We start from the raw sequence: 14,186 nt of genomic DNA, 5'->3' as shown, positions 1-14,186 counted from the left end.
TGTATCACTTTCCATCACTTTGGGGAATTGGAGCCACCTGACGTACATAGTCATTGCCGCCTCCATCAGAGTATGTTACAATCTGCCCCTCAGTTGCATAAGTCATTCCGTATTCCTGGATAGCGATCCTCTTAACTTCATCCAGATCAACATTTCCATTCGCTCTATTATACGCCTCATCATTCTCCTGTTTCAATGTGTTAAGCTGACTCTCTAGTGTAGCAATGTTTTTAACACTATTTGTGATCTGAGACTGAAGTGAGATATACCAGGCCAATGTAACAACCATAAGCATAACAGCCAGGGACAGGAATAACAAATATCCAAGGCTCATGTGATGTCTCTTTTTCTTCTGCTGAGGTTCATGAACATGGTATGGTCTTCTCTCACGAACCGGGTCTGCTACTCTTCGAACTGTATTACCGTAAACATATCTAGTTGCCATGCTCACACCTCCTTCCGACTTACTTAGCATGTTTTTCAGGATCAGGAGCAATATTACAAATTGCTCCTTTCTCCCGAAATATGATCATTTCAATTTGAGGTCTTCTCAAAAACGCGCAGCTTCGCGCTCTGTGATCTCTTATTCTCTGCAAGCTCTTCGTTGCTTGGCAGAATTGGTTTTCTTGTAATTACTTTGCCCTTAGATATCTTGCCGCATACGCAAACCGGGAAATTTGATGGGCAGGTACAAGGATTTTCGTTGGTTCGGAAATTATTCTTGGTAATTCGATCCTCAAGGGAATGGAAAGTTATTACACATAATCTTCCGCCCGGATTAAGGAAATCAATGAATCCGTCCAATGAGTTCTGTAAAACATCAAGTTCTCTGTTAAGCGCAATTCTGATTGCCTGATAGGTTCTCTTACTTGGGTGTCCGCCCTTTTCCCTCATCTTGGCAGGTATTGCAGCCTTTATAATGTCATTTAGCTGAAAGGTAGTCTCTATAGGAGCCTTAGCCCTTTCTATGCAAATGTGTTTGGCTATATTTTTGGCAAACTTATCCTCGCCGTAGTCTCTTATGATATGAAAGATCTCAGTCTCGGAATAATCATTTATGATATCTCTGGCAGTTAATGTCTGTCGCTGGTCCATTCTCATATCAAGAGGTACATCTTCTTTATAAGTAAAGCCCCTCTCAGCGTTATCAAGCTGATAAGAAGAAACTCCAAGATCAAGCAGTATTCCGTCAACTCCGGTAACTCCCAGGTTCTTAAGTCTAACCACTGCATTCTCGTAGTTATCTCTTATGATGGTTACTCTGTCAGCGAAGGGCTCAAGCCTCTTAGTTGCTGCAGCAATGGCATCTTCATCCTGATCTGTCCCATAGAGGTGACCTCCGGCGATAAGTCTTTCTGCTATGTGAAAAGAGTGACCGGCTCCGCCCAGTGTACCATCAAGATAAATTCCATCAGGCTTAATATTCAGATTGTCCAGGCACTCATCAAGGAGTACCGAATAATGTTTAAACTCCATATTCCAGCCCTATTTTAATCAGATACTAAGTCCGTACTCACTCATCTTGGCAGCAATACTATTGATGTCATCAAAGGTGCTTGCCTTCTCCCACTCATCCTTACTCCAAATTTCAACTCTGTTACCTACACCGGCAACAACAGCCTCCTTGGTAATCTTGGAATGGGTCAAAAGGTTGGCAGGAATCAGTATTCTGCCCTGTTTATCCACTTCAGCATCAATAGCTCCCGCAAGGAAGAATCTGCTGAGCATACGGGCTTCCGGCTTATCCATTGGAAGAGCCTGAAGTTTTTCTTCAAAATTCTCCCAGCCATCTTCTGAGAACACAAAAAGACATCCGTCGAATCCTCTGGTCACCACAAACTGTTCACCAAGGATTTCGCGGAATTTAGCAGGCATTATGAGTCTTCCCTTAGCGTCTATGGAATGACTGTATTCACCTTTAAATGCTGTTCCCAAATTATTTTACCACTTTTTCTACCACTTTTTACCACTTTGTGACACTTTTTACCACCTAAATGCATTATAAAGTATTATTTTTCATAAAACAACCCTTTGAAATAGCAAATTTCCCTTCTCTAATTTGCTGAAACGTTTAAAAAGCATAAAAAAATCTCCGCCCAACACAATAAGTTGGGTGGAGACTGATGTTTGAAACTATATTTAGTTTTTCTAAATAAATATTATTTTTTTATAAACCCGGCCAGGTTTCTACTTTTTTACCCTTAAGTCTGATTCTGACTATAATATCTGTCGCCACTGCAAATACTACAAGGCAGATAGCCAGCATCTGTGATACAGGAAGTCCTGTTGAATGCATAATGAGCTGATCTGTGCGGAGGTTCTCTATCCATGCTCTTCCAAGGCCATAACCGCCAAGGTACAAAAGAACTATTTCTCCGTTAAATCTCTTGTGCTTGCAATAAATCAGAAGAATAATCAGAAGGCACAGGTTCCACAAGCTCTCATAGAGGAATGTGGGACTTACCTGAATATAATTGGTAGCTTCGCTCATGTGCTCCTGCATAAGAGCTGTTATCTCACCACTTCTGACCATTTCTACAGGAAGTCTCATGGCAAGAAGTCCATCAGTGTATTCACCAAAAGCCTCTCTGTTAGTGAAGTTCCCCCATCTACCCAGCACCTGTCCAAGAACAAGGCCGTACATAATGGTATCTGTCATCATCAGAAAACTCTTTTTCTTGACTTTAGCGTAGATAAAGGCTGTTAAAAAACCTGCTATAACGCCGCCGTAAATTGCAAGGCCACCATTTCTGAGATACAGGATGCTTATGGGATCATCCTTGTAATAATCCCAGGCAAAAAATACATAGTAAAGTCTGGCTCCGATTATAGAAAAGATAATGATATAAACCGCAATATCCCAGTAATCATCAGATTTCTGTCCTGTCTTTGCTGCAATCTTGGAAATAAGAAGCAGTGCCAGGAAAAATCCGCATCCAATGATCACGCCATACAAAGCAATAGTAAAGCCCAAAATTGAAAAATCCTTAGGCACATTTTTTAGATAGACATTTATATTAGGAAACGCAATGTCCATCTTCCCCATTATGTCTGGCATTTTCATACCCTCCCGTTAATTGTATGTATAACCACAGACTCGAAAATGCTTCGCATTTTCTCGTTGAGGCGCTGCGCGCCTCATACTAAAAAGTATAAGTAAGCCAATTTGCAAGTAAACTTGCATTGTCTTCCTTTCACTTTTTACTGCGATTCTTTACAGTATCACACGTTGAAACGGAATAAGATTACGTCGCCGTCCTGAACCACGTACTCTTTACCTTCCATACGAACAAGTCCCTTATCTCTTGCTGCAGAAAGTGAACCCTCGCGAAGAAGATCCTCGTAGTTAATAACCTCTGCCTTGATGAAGCCTCTCTCAAAGTCTGTGTGAATCTTACCTGCTGCCTGTGGAGCCTTAGTTCCAATCTTGATTGTCCAGGCTCTTGTCTCATCCTCACCTGATGTAAGGAAGCTCATAAGTCCAAGAGTTCTGTAACTTGCTGCGATAAGCTTATCAAGTCCTGATTCTGTAAGTCCAAGGCTATCAAGGAACTCAGCCTTCTCATCTTCGTCAAGCTCTGAAATCTCAGCTTCAATCTGAGCACTGATTACAAATACTTCACTACCTGACTTAGCAGCCAGCTCTCTTACAGACTGAACATACTGGTTAGATGCACCGTCGTCTGCAAGATCATCATCCTTAACATTGGCAGCATAAATAACAGGCTTCCATGTAAGAAGGTCCATTGTATTCATAAGAGCCTTCTCATCCTCGTCCTCGATTTCAAGCTCTCTTGCCATCTTGTTGTCCTCAAGAGTTGCCTTGATCTTATTAAGAAGTTCAAGCTCTTTGGCTGCTGTCTTGTCCATTCTTGCTGTCTTGGTAACCTTGGCAATTCTACGCTCAAGAACCTCAAGGTCTGCAAAGATAAGCTCAAGATTGATTGTCTCAATATCTCTTGCAGGATCTACAGATCCGTCAACATGAACAACGTTAGGATTCTCAAAGCATCTTACAACATGAACAATTGCATCTGTCTCACGAATGTTAGCAAGGAACTGGTTACCAAGTCCCTCACCCTTAGATGCGCCCTTAACAAGTCCTGCAATATCAACGAACTCGATTGTAGCCGGTGTAACCTTCTTGGAATGATAAAGATCTCCAAGTGCCTTAAGTCTCTTATCCGGTACAGCTACAACTCCTACGTTAGGATCGATTGTTGCGAAAGGATAGTTTGCAGCAAGCGCTCCGGCATTTGTAAGTGAATTAAAAAGTGTTGATTTACCTACGTTTGGTAAACCTACGATTCCTAGTTTCATATTTGTATATTTCTCCTTTAAAAAAGCTTGATTTTCCAGTATGTTTCAACATGAACTACAGGTCGAGCGACGCAACGAGTACCACGGCACAGAAACCCATGACATAATATCACATTTCAGCTCAATAATAAAGGTTGTCCATTTTGGACAACCTCATTAAATATTTCATATCCTCTTTTTGCTTATGCCCTTAATAAACGTCTTTTTAAGTTCATTCGGTTTATAAAAGAATTGTTGTTCTCCTTTACTCAATCTTTTTTCATCCCTTTTAATCTGAAGGAGATCGATAGTACACAGAAAATCTGCAGCCTGAAGGAGACGATATTTCTGTGGTTCAGCTTTTCTAAATTCAACATTTGATAACTGAATAGAGAATATAGCATTAAGAATCGAACCAAGCTCTCTCTGCCCATTATCATAATATACAATCACCTTATCATATTCTTTAAGATAATCCATATGCTCTTTAAGCATTGCATTTATAGCTTTTCCCAGTTTGCCAGAAAGCTGAACTCTGTCGTTTGCCTCTTTTCTCTTGATGGCAACAGTGCAAAAATTTATAGGACATTTCATTACAAAATTGAACATCTTATAAAGCAACTGTCTTCTTTCGTCTAAAGAATGCTCTTTAAAAATTCCTTCCTTACGAATAACAGGGCCCGCATGAATATACTCGATGTCCAGACCGGATTCTTTAACGCTTTTTTCTAGTTGCATAGTTTTTTCAGTGATATCATTACTTTGATCATGAAAAACAAAAGTCACTAAATAGTAATCTCTTACATCCCTTGTTTCTCCAAAATCACCTGACTCATCTATAAAAATGCTAAGTTCTCTCATCGTGGTTAACTCCAAAAAAAATGACGGGAAATTCTTCCCGTCTGCGGTGATCCAAAGAGCTCTCGCTCAGATCAACATTATAATAACATAAATGAGCTATTTTTTCAACATTTCAAACATCTCATTGTTGATTTTCAGCCCGCAAACAACTTATTGTTCTTATACTTTCTTGCACTTAGCTTCTTTATATTTTCTTGTTATCGTATCTACAATGTACAATTTTTGATTTCCATATGCCGTTCCATCTGGATATGTAGAAAAAAGATCCAACGTCAACACTCCGCATGCTTCAAGAGGTTCCTCCACAGGCGTATGTCCAACCACCTGATAAAATAGATCATCCCTGAACATCCTTATGAAAGAATGCTGAGGTCTTACCCAAATCGGTGAGCTGTTTCTCCATAAATCACGCATTCCCATGCGATTAACCTTGGAAAGTATATCTTCAATTTCTTTCATATGATATCCACACTCATGTAGAACAAATCGTTCAGAAAGCCCTGCATGGCTAAACAGAACATCATCTATCTTATGAACAAACTTATACCGTTCCCCAACAGTTCTTTCAAGCTTGGTAATACCATCAATCACTGTTTCTCTTGCAACGATTGAATAGCCGGATTCCATCTGATCCCACAAGTACGAAACATCGTGATTTCCATAGCACCACAAAGAATTCGGATGCTCCAAGCCAAACAATGCCGCCCTATCCAATGTTTTCTTATATAACTCCAGATTATTTCCCTGTTCCCAGTCATCTACCAAATCACCAAGAACAACAATGGTGTCATATGATTGTCTGCCCACTTTATCAGCATTATCAAATATCCAAGGCTTTAAATGCACATCAGGAATCACTAATACTCTGCTCACTTTTTCCCTTTCTTTATCTAACAGAATTACTCTTTATTGCTATTTCCCAAAAACATTTCCTCAGCGGTCTTCCCAGGATAAAAAGCTCGTTCCTCTTCTCTACTTGAATCCCTTAATCTCAAAAAATGCTCATTCATTGATCTGAAAACTTTTTCTACTAAATCATTCTTTCCTTGTTTTAATAAACCCTCGATCAGCGGCTCATAATCCTCATAAACTCTTAATTCTTCACCATCTTCATATCTCAGCTCAATATGCGTATCCTTAAACAAATGATTGTTGACTACATATTTATACTCGATATCACATGCATTGGCAGTATCAATCCAATGATGGATTCCATCCCATCGTACTTTTGTATAGAGATTTGCTGGAGGTTGATCATCATACGCATCATACTCATATGATACGCAATAGTTCTCGTCATCATAGCTCTCATCATTATCGTAGTAATACAGATTACCCTGATAATTTGGAGCTCCTGCTCTAGCTAGAATCCCCTTTTGGCCTTCCCAAGTAAGTCCAAAAAAATCAGTCCATTCAACATGCCTTAATTCAAATTGAACAGCATCTCGTTCTATTGAATAAAAATCTGGTTTTAAATCTTTATCCTGACCATAAAAGCCCGCACTTCTCCTAGCCCTAGTCTGCAGATATCTTTCGCTCTGTTCATCAGAGTTCTTCAATGACCACCGCCATCTCTCTGGATAATATTTGATATAATCATCAAAATACTCTCTTATAGCTTTTCCGCTCATTACATTCCCCCACTTTCAAAAATATATTATTAGAATATTTATTATACTAATCAAATGCTTCCATTATTGTCAATACCAATAGTATAATTACTATATTATTACTAAATAAGGACAAAATTATGAACGAAAACTATGGCGAACAAATAAAGAACTATCGCGTAAATCTTGGCATGACACAAAATCAGGTAGCAAAAGAGCTAGATGTTACCCCCGGCTATATAAGCAATGTTGAAAAAGGGCGTACTGCCATGTCCCTTAGGCTTCTTATTTATTATTCCAAGCTCATGGGAATAACCTTAGACGAGCTTGTAGGAAATATAGAGCCAAGCTATAAAAAATCGGCTATCGACAACGCTCTCTGGACTGAAATAAAAAAACTAGATAACATGCAAAAAGAAAAGCTTCTTGAAACTATCAAAATATGGCAAAAATAATAGAAAAAGAGCCGTCATTCTGTTTAAGAACAACCGCTCTTTACTCTCAACAGTGTTGAGAGTTTTTAGATTCTTATGTAATATTTTCCACTGTAATTAGTAGCCCTAGGACTACCCGCGTGATGATGCCGAATTTTTAGTTTCTACGCCCCAAAAACGCCTATATTACACCAATTGGTGTAAATCTATGTGATTTTATGTAAAATTACGTGAAATAGGCAATTTCCTCGTATTAAATAAAAAAAGACTGTGCCCTCTTTTTTAGAAAGCACAGTCTTTTGACACTCACATCTTTTTAATTATTTAGAAGACGATTAATCTCATCAACCATGTCATTGATTGCACTAGCCTGCTGTGCAACATGCTCAGTATTTGTAGCATTATTTCCAGCCATGGTACTGATAGCCACAAACTGCTCGTTCTCACTTCTGATACTCTCTGCGATATTCTGGTTAATCTCAACAGTTTTTTTGATGATTTCTGACTGGCGTTTATGTGCCTCATTCATCTCTTCAATTGCATTAACCGAATCATTCAGCATTGTAGTCATTTCACTTATGTCGCCAAATACTGTCTTAAACTGTTCATTCTGTTCAGCAAGCTTATTGGCATTTATCTCAACCTGTCCTGTAATCTCTTCTACGTTCTTCTGAACTCTTTCAATTATTGCACCAACGTCCTTAAGTGAGCTCTGCGTGTTTTCTGCAAGCTTACCAACTTCAGTTGCTACAACAGCAAATCCCTTTCCAGCATCACCCGCTCTTGCGGCCTCAATTGAAGCATTAAGAGCAAGAAGGCTTGTTGATGACGAAATTCCCTGAATAAGTTCAAGCGTTGTTCCTATTTCTTCTACTGCCTTTAGAAGTCTGTCTGCAATATCTGTTGTAACTGCCATAGAATCAGAAACTTCAGAATTTATTCCCTGAAGATCATTTAATGATTTCTCATTTTCTTTTGACTTCTTAAGAAGGTTGTCAGATGTCTTCTCAACAGTCTCAACATTTTCTTCTACAATGCTTGCGCAATCATTAAGCTCTGACAAGTTTGCCATACTCTCATCTGCTTTATTACCAAGAATATTACTGTTTTTAACAAGCTCATCACTTGTTGCTGATAGCTCTTCTGCTGAAGCGCTCTCACTTGATGAGATATCCAAAAGAGTTGTTCCTGCAGTTACCATCTTAGAAGATATTGAACGAACAGCATCCATAACACCTGTAACACGCCTGTTGTTCTCTTCAAGCTCATCCTTTTTGGCAGTAATCAAAAAGTGTGAAACAAAGAATAAGAACATTACAAGGCCGGCTAACGAAAGCACAAGGCCTACAACACACATGATTACATCTGTAATAAAGAGTTCGTCTTTTACCGGCAAAAGAGCTGTGCCTCTGACAAACCATGCAATAAACATAGAAACAATACAAATACTGCCGGTAACGGACAGTAGCTTAATATCCATAAAGAATCCGATAAGTATCAGGAAGAAACATAAAAATCCCCAGAATGTTCTGGTCGGAACCATGTAAATAATGTAGTTCCACTGAATGATAAGAACAACTGAGCAGAAAATCTTTCCTATTTGAAGTTTTCCATCTTTTAAATATCCATCTTCATCAAATGAAGACTTAAGAATCAGCATTCCTGTAATAAAGAAACACACATCCATGATACCGAAAATTATTACTGCGATCCAAGGGATAACCTGATAAAAGCCAATTGTCTTTTCTACTATGAACATTGCTGTAGCAAACATACAGGCCGATACCAGTGCAGTAATACCCCATTTAAAAACCGCAGACAGGTATACTTCAAAAGCAGATTTTTTATTCATTGATAATTTCCTCCTGAGATAAATGGTTTATGTTAACTAGATTGCCACAACTATTTTACTAAATTTCGCAAATTCTCATAAGTAAATATCTCTGAAATTATTATTAAAAAACTCTGCGTTGAAATGAATTATTTATTTCACCTTGTATTACCTGTCTTTCCAGCATTTTTTTGAAACTAAATATCCAGTATTTCGGAAAAAAAACTTATTTTCAACTCTGCTTCGTCACACTCCGCGGCAGGGCCTATTCCGACGCTGTGAAACCCCGCTGCATTTGCCGCGTTTATACCCGAGATTGCATCTTCTATCACAAGGCACTCCTCGTTTTTAAGCCCAAGAATTCCCGCAGCCTTGATGAACACCTCAGGGTCGGGCTTGGACCTGGAGATCATGTTGCCGTCGCTGATACCGTCAAAGGCATCAGTAAGGGCTGTCCTCTCCAGGATGAACCGGGTATTCTTTGAGGAAGAGCCAATGGCAAGACCATATCCTCTTTCCTTAAGCTCCCTTAAGGTGCTTCTTACCTCCTCAGTGACATCCCCGGGGCACATATTCTTCAGAAGTTCTCTGTAGATATTGTTCTTTTTTTCCATGAGATCAGCCTTTTCCTCCGGGCTGTATACAGCTGCTGCCCTCTCAAGTATGATCTCAAGGCTTTCTGCCCTTGAGACTCCACGGAGTCTTTCATTTATCTTTCTGTCAAAATATATCCCCTCATCGTCCGCGATGGATTTCCACGCCTGATAGTGATACTCATCGGTGCTGCAGATGACTCCATCCAGGTCAAAGATTATCCCTTTTATATTCATCTTGCCCATCCTTTTTCTCCCTCTCTTTATATGTAATCCTTTCCGCAGAAAGGATCTATGGGGCTTACACCCTCAAACTTCGATCTTCCCATGAGTTTTTCAATCACAGCATTGCAGAAGTCTTCATTACCGCTGTAAGCATTGATATAGGTTCCGATCATGGGTGCATCAAAAAGATGATAGGGGTATGCAGTGGAGACCATTATCATCGGTATCTCTTTTGCATGCCAGGGAGCATCATCACCGAGGCCAAAGAGCACATTCCAGTTAAGACGCAGGGTGGTGTTATTGGATGCATTCTCCATGTTGCAGACATAGATATACAGATCGTAATCCTTCTTCATCTCGGAAACGCTTCTGTACATTTCATTCAAAAGAGCCTTCTTCTTGTCCGGGAGGTTTTCAACATCCATGAAATCCATGGGCGTTATCCGCGTTCTCCTGTCCCTTACGGTAACTTCGAACCCTTCCTTCTCAAGCTTTTCCTTCCACATCAGCGCAAAATCGCTGCAGGGATCCATCTCTTTGTCTATAACATTAAGGTATATCCTCTTATACTTACCCGGATTTACAGGCAAAAGAGCCTTCTCATCCCTGACAAGAGTGATGGCCTTATCGGCAACCTCTTTTGCAAAGGCTCTATGCTCACTGCAGCCAACAATGTCTATGGCATCCTCCGGGGGAACAAGTCTTCCTTCCCGCTGCTTTACATGAAGCCCCAGTGAGGCCTTTGTGGCAAGGATGCGAAGAACCGCCTCATCCAGGCGCTCATTTGTAAGAAGACCGCTTTTCAGTCCATCTTTCAAAAAGCCGATGTCCTCGGAAAGATCCTTGTTAAAGAGGATCATATCGCAGCCGCTCATAATTGCCGTAGGGATGGCCCTGCTCCTTGGCATTGCCGAGGTAAAGCCCACCATCGGAGTCGCATCAGTGATGATAAGACCGTTAAAGCCAAGTTTTCCTCTAAGCAGTCCCTGCAGGAGCTCCTTAGAAAGAGAGGCGGGGCGGAGCATCTCCTCTTTTGTGGCATCCTTGTTAATCTCCTTTACATAGGCAGGCTGAGCGATATGTCCAACCATCACGGTCTTTGCTCCCTTGCCTATAAGCGATCCGTAGATATAGCCAAAGCTTTCATCCCACTCCCTGACGCCAAGTGAGTTAACACTTGTAACGATGTGCTGGTCCCTCTCATCTATGCCGTCTCCGGGAAAGTGCTTGATTGATACCGCTACGCCGCATTCATCGGCTCCATCCATGTATCTTGAGGCAAAGGCTTCGATTTTCTTCGGGTCATCTCCGAAGGTCCTTACATTGGTTATGGGATTGTGAAATTCCCTGTTGATATCCACGATAGGGGCAAAGGACCAGTTAAGCCCAAGCGCTGCGCCTTCTTTGCAGGCAACATATCCCATCCGGTATCCGTTTTCCGGATCGTTTGTTGCAGCTACCGCCATTGGTTTTCCAAAACTCGTCCCCTCAAAGGAGAGTCCGTCTCCTCCGGCCTCTGTATTGGCAGCGATAAGAAGAGGAATCCTGGCCATGTCCTGTATCTTCCTGTGGGTGGCTCTCAGTTCTTTTGCCGGGCCGCTTCTGTACATCATTCCTCCCACAGCTGCGCCTTCAACTATGCCCTGAAGAACATTATCGTCATTGGAAAATCCCATGGGGCAGAATACCTGCCCACACTTCTCATCTTCCGTCATTGAGGCAAAGGTATCCTCTACCCACTTTATCGCCTCATCATCAAGGCAGAACGGGTTTGCTTTATAATCAATCTTTATGCTCATTTACGGTTCATCCTTCGTATCATTAAAATAGGTTCTCAGAAAATATGCCGGTCCGCAGCTCCATGCATGGCAATAGCTGTTCACAATGGTCCCACCGTAGGGCGACTCGTTGGGATTTTCCGGATTGTACAGTTCCCAGAAGGTATCGGCGGAATTTGCCACCATTCCTCCCCAGTACTTTGACATTTTCCTGTGAGCCACATCTTTTTTTCCAATTTTAATAAGCGCATCTATGTAGTTATGGTACATGTAGGGAGTCACCATGGTCACTGCTTCAGGGCAGGTCTCCATTCTGTCAAAGAGCCGCTCTGCTGCCTTTCCCTCCATTGCTCCTCCAAGCACCATCCATATCTGCGAGGCAAAAGAGATCTGGCTTTCCGCTCCGCTTACATAGAGTTTCTTCTCAACATCATAAAGGAATCTGTTGGAAGCTTCCTTGAGCTTGAGATAAAGCTGCGCATATTCCTCCTCCGCAAGAACGTCTCCGACGCACTGGGCAAGCTCGATGGCTGCCTCAAGGGCATACATGAAGATTCCCTGAGCAGAGGCCTGTTTGTTGAGGGCAAGATTCCAGTCCACAAAACACCAGCCAAGAACATCCGAGTCCCTTACCACATGCCGCTCATCGAGGCTGTTACTTGCCAGCTGGATCTGTCTTTTGCAGACGTCGAAAAGGTCCAGCACAGCTTTTTTATCCCCGGTCCTTTTGTAGTAATCTCGAAGTATCACAATAAAGAACAGGGAATAGTCAAACATATTCGTGTCATCAACTTCAGGCTTCGGATCAAGGAAGATACAGGCTCCCACCCGTCCGTCTTCCTGGGTCAGAGCCCCGAACAGATAAAGATTTGACTTTACCATGTCATTCATATTGTAGGTGACATAGTTCACCAGAGCCTGAATTCGCAGGTCTCCGATCCAAAGCCTTCTGTCCCTTTTGGGTCCATCCTCAAAGACCGTCTGCATACAGTCATGGAGTGTTTTTACAGCCACCCTGTCAATCTCCCTGTCCAGCTCATTACTGCTGTAGTAGGGCAAAAGAGCTTCATCCGGGGCAGAGGATACTGCTGTGAGGGATGCATCATTTACCCTTAAGGAGAATCTGGAGCTGATATCAACCACCTCTATCCTCACGTATCTGAAGGAGTATCTCCTGTCCAGTTCCACAACAGACGGAACTATGTCCACATGGATAAGCTCCTCCTCAATCCAGGCCGGTGAGACCCAGCCCTTATATTCTGAGGCATCCTCAAAAAGCTCGATCTCTCTTTCCGCAAAACGGATTCTCAGAAGAACCGGTGAATCGGGGTGTGCCCCCTCATAGCCAAGGTCCAGGGACAGGTACCCCACATAGTGGTCCTCAAAATCCAGGATGATGGAGTCGTCTTTTTTCAGTGCGATAGACTCATATGCCGGACGGGGATCTCTTTTTATGACATCCCCATCCTTCTTTAAGTCAATACACTTGCATTTGTTTATCTTGTTTTTCTTTATTTCAGGGAAAAGAGCTGTCGCTTCCCGTAATAATTTTTCGTTATACATGTGCAAATATTCTCTTGATCAAATGATTATTGTTTAAATAGATTAAGAAGATCACCAGCAGTACTGCGTTTATGATCGACTGAGTTGTGGCATTTATCCGGTTTGAGAAAACCGCAAAGGTGGAATTCAGAAGGGACATACACAGGGCAGAGAGCAGAAAGCCCACCTTCTCGTTTCCGAACCTTCCGATATAGCCTGCAATGAACATCGGAAGGAAGGCCGTGAACATAATGGCTATACTTCCGAAATTCAGCTGTCCTCCGTTTATAGTGGTATTTCTTGCGGCATTCAGCATACCCACAAGTCCCATAAGGCCGCCGCAGATCGTGTAACAGATAAGGGCGTTTTTAACCTCATTGATACCGGTGGCTACAGCTACCTTCTGCCCTGACTTAAGGGCGTTGTAATCATAGCCGAAGGAGGTCCGCTCAAAGACAATGATCATAAAGATAAGAACCGCCGCAATGATAACAGCTGCGTAAAGCCAGGTTCCAACAAAGCCTGACATGGATCTGTTCTGAACCTCACTCATAAGGTATTTGCCGCCTGTTATGGTATACATTATTCCCTCGTATACCAGGGTCACACCAAGAGAGATGATAATGGGCGGAAGCCTCAAAGCGCAGTACACAGCTCCCGATATAAGTCCCAGCAGTGCTCCCGCAAGAACCGTTATTATCAGCATAAGAAGTGCAGAACCAGAGCCCCCTTTAAGAAAACCGTATGTGATCTTCGCACCTATCACAGATGAAAGTCCTGCCATTGCCCCCAGGGAAAAATCAAATCGTCCGCTGTTTAAGTTTATGGAGAGCGCCATGGTGGTGATCATAACGATGGCTGTATACACCACAAAGTTATCAAAGCTCTTTGCTCCCGATATGATGGTCTGCCCGTTTGCAAGGCAGATTCCTTCCAATACCACTGCCACAGCCGCAGGGATTGCCAATGTCTTTAAAATCTTCTTAAGGGTGCTCATGAACTGCCTCCATTCA

General features: G+C 41.9%; 14 protein-coding genes. 1 reads left to right on the top strand and 13 read right to left on the bottom strand.

Annotation, left to right across the window (positions count from 1 at the left end):
• Positions 1-4: 4 nt before the first annotated feature.
• From G613_RS0100615 to G613_RS0100580, 8 genes are all read right to left on the bottom strand, one after another.
• Positions 5-445 (bottom strand): cell division protein FtsL, encoded by a 441-nt coding sequence (locus G613_RS0100615; protein ID WP_029230796.1) that lies wholly within the window; start codon positions 443-445, stop codon positions 5-7.
• A gap of 89 nt (positions 446-534) precedes the next feature.
• On the bottom strand, positions 535-1,476 hold the full coding sequence (rsmH, locus tag G613_RS0100610; protein WP_029230795.1) for a 16S rRNA (cytosine(1402)-N(4))-methyltransferase RsmH: 942 nt from the start codon (positions 1,474-1,476) through the stop codon (positions 535-537).
• Between the two features lie 18 nt (positions 1,477-1,494).
• On the bottom strand, positions 1,495-1,935 hold the full coding sequence (mraZ, locus tag G613_RS0100605; protein ID WP_029230794.1) for a division/cell wall cluster transcriptional repressor MraZ: 441 nt from the start codon (positions 1,933-1,935) through the stop codon (positions 1,495-1,497).
• A 232-nt stretch (positions 1,936-2,167) separates the two neighbouring features.
• A complete protein-coding gene (lgt, locus tag G613_RS0100600; RefSeq protein WP_155827997.1) occupies positions 2,168-3,058 on the bottom strand; it encodes a prolipoprotein diacylglyceryl transferase in 891 nt (296 codons plus the stop codon).
• 164 nt (positions 3,059-3,222) lie between these two features.
• The gene (ychF, locus tag G613_RS0100595) at positions 3,223-4,320 is read right to left on the bottom strand and encodes a redox-regulated ATPase YchF (protein ID WP_029230792.1); all 1,098 of its coding nucleotides are present in this window, start codon (positions 4,318-4,320) and stop codon (positions 3,223-3,225) included.
• Between the two features lie 165 nt (positions 4,321-4,485).
• Positions 4,486-5,160 (bottom strand): DUF3800 domain-containing protein, encoded by a 675-nt coding sequence (locus G613_RS0100590; protein WP_029230791.1) that lies wholly within the window; start codon positions 5,158-5,160, stop codon positions 4,486-4,488.
• 159 nt (positions 5,161-5,319) lie between these two features.
• Positions 5,320-6,033, bottom strand: coding sequence for a metallophosphoesterase (locus G613_RS0100585; protein WP_029230790.1), 714 nt, complete (start codon positions 6,031-6,033; stop codon positions 5,320-5,322).
• 26 nt (positions 6,034-6,059) lie between these two features.
• A complete protein-coding gene (locus tag G613_RS0100580; protein WP_029230789.1) occupies positions 6,060-6,791 on the bottom strand; it encodes a hypothetical protein in 732 nt (243 codons plus the stop codon).
• A 119-nt stretch (positions 6,792-6,910) separates the two neighbouring features.
• Between G613_RS0100580 and G613_RS0100575 the strand changes: the two genes are divergently transcribed.
• Positions 6,911-7,225, top strand: a complete 315-nt coding sequence (locus G613_RS0100575) for a helix-turn-helix domain-containing protein (RefSeq protein ID WP_029674335.1) — start codon at positions 6,911-6,913, stop codon at positions 7,223-7,225.
• Between the two features lie 295 nt (positions 7,226-7,520).
• Here the strand turns inward: G613_RS0100575 and G613_RS0100570 are convergent, their stop codons facing one another.
• The 5 genes from G613_RS0100570 to G613_RS0100550 form a co-directional block, all read right to left on the bottom strand.
• Positions 7,521-9,056 carry a methyl-accepting chemotaxis protein gene (locus G613_RS0100570; RefSeq protein WP_026651618.1) on the bottom strand — a complete coding sequence of 512 codons (1,536 nt, stop codon included), beginning with the start codon at positions 9,054-9,056 and terminating at the stop codon, positions 7,521-7,523.
• Between the two features lie 176 nt (positions 9,057-9,232).
• Positions 9,233-9,874, bottom strand: coding sequence for a beta-phosphoglucomutase (gene pgmB, locus G613_RS0100565; RefSeq protein WP_196805019.1), 642 nt, complete (start codon positions 9,872-9,874; stop codon positions 9,233-9,235).
• 17 nt (positions 9,875-9,891) lie between these two features.
• Positions 9,892-11,652 (bottom strand): glycoside hydrolase family 3 protein, encoded by a 1,761-nt coding sequence (locus G613_RS0100560; RefSeq protein WP_029674331.1) that lies wholly within the window; start codon positions 11,650-11,652, stop codon positions 9,892-9,894.
• Positions 11,653-13,194: an alpha-L-rhamnosidase-related protein gene (locus tag G613_RS0100555; RefSeq protein ID WP_029230785.1), complete on the bottom strand. Its 1,542-nt coding sequence runs from the start codon at positions 13,192-13,194 to the stop codon at positions 11,653-11,655. It lies immediately after the preceding gene.
• Complete coding sequence (locus G613_RS0100550; RefSeq protein WP_029230784.1) at positions 13,187-14,170, bottom strand: ABC transporter permease; 984 nt, start codon at positions 14,168-14,170, stop codon at positions 13,187-13,189. Before G613_RS0100550 ends, G613_RS0100555 begins: the two co-directional genes overlap by 8 nt.
• Between the last annotated feature and the right edge of the window lie 16 nt (positions 14,171-14,186).

This window comes from Butyrivibrio sp. VCB2006 (assembly GCF_000420945.1).
Taxonomy (GTDB): domain Bacteria; phylum Bacillota; class Clostridia; order Lachnospirales; family Lachnospiraceae; genus Butyrivibrio.
The sequence above is the reverse complement of the archived record's forward strand: the minus strand, read 5'-3'. Positions and strand labels throughout refer to the sequence as shown.